Annotated in this window: 1 protein-coding gene; it reads left to right on the plus strand. The window is 75.6% G+C overall.

Annotated elements, in window-relative coordinates:
• Positions 1-1,130: ATP-grasp domain-containing protein (locus tag D8M29_RS12410; protein ID WP_127446030.1), on the plus strand; the 1,130-nt coding region annotated here is incomplete at both ends.

Below are 1,130 nucleotides of genomic sequence, written 5' to 3' on the forward strand. Positions count from 1 at the left end.
TCGCACGTTCGCCGAGGAGCACGGCCTGCCGATCGCCATCAAGGCGGCCTTCGGCGGCGGCGGCCGCGGCATCCGCGTGGTGCGTGAGCTCGGCGACGTCGAGGACGCGTTCGAGGCGACCGTCCGCGAGGCCGTGGCCGCGTTCGGCCGCGGCGAGTGCTTCGTGGAGCGCTTCCTGGACCGCCCCCGCCACGTGGAGGCCCAGGTCCTCGCCGACGAGCACGGCCACGTGGCCGTGCTCGGCACCCGCGACTGCTCCCTGCAGCGCCGCAACCAGAAGCTCGTGGAGGAGGCCCCGGCGCCGTTCCTCACGGACGAGCAGCGCGAGCGCATCCACACCTCCGCCCGCGAGATCTGCCGCGCCGCCGGGTACACCGGGGCCGGCACGGTCGAGTACCTCGTGGCCCCGGACGGCCTCATCAGCTTCCTGGAGGTCAACACCCGCCTGCAGGTGGAGCACCCCGTGACCGAGGAGGTCTTCGGCGTGGACCTGGTGCGCGAGCAGTTCCGCATCGCCGCCGGCGAGCCGCTGAGCATCCCCGAGGACCCGACCCCGCGCGGCCACGCCCTCGAGTTCCGACTCAACGCCGAGGACCCGGCGTACGGCTTCCTGCCCGTGCCCGGCCCGATCGACGCGTTCGAGGCCCCCACCGGCCCCGGGGTCCGCATGGACTCGGGCGTCCGCACCGGCTCCGTGGTGCCGGGCGAGTACGACTCCCTGCTCGCCAAGCTCATCGTGTGGGGCGAGGACCGCGCCCAGGCCATCGCCCGCGCCCGCGACGCCCTGGCCGAGCTGCGCATCGACGGCGTGCCCACCGTGGTGCCGTTCCACCGCGCCGTGCTCGAGCAGGACGCCTTCACCTCGGGGGACCGCCTCGGCGTCTACACCACGTGGATCGAGTCCGAGTTCGCCGAGCCGCTGGCCGAGTCCCCCTACCTGGGCGCCGAGGTTCCCGCGGGCGGCCGCACCTCCGTCACCGTGGAGCTGGACGGCCGCGCCGTGCGCCTGGGCCTGCCCGCGGATCTCTACGCGGCCCTCCTCGGCGGCGGCGGTGCGGGTGCCGCGGCCCCGGCTGACGCCGCGGGCGCCGGGAAGCCCGACGACGACGGCGCCGTGGCCTCGCCGGTCA

Origin of the sequence: Micrococcus sp. HSID17227, from assembly GCF_003989405.1 — a bacterium.
Classification (GTDB): domain Bacteria; phylum Actinomycetota; class Actinomycetes; order Actinomycetales; family Micrococcaceae; genus Micrococcus; species Micrococcus luteus.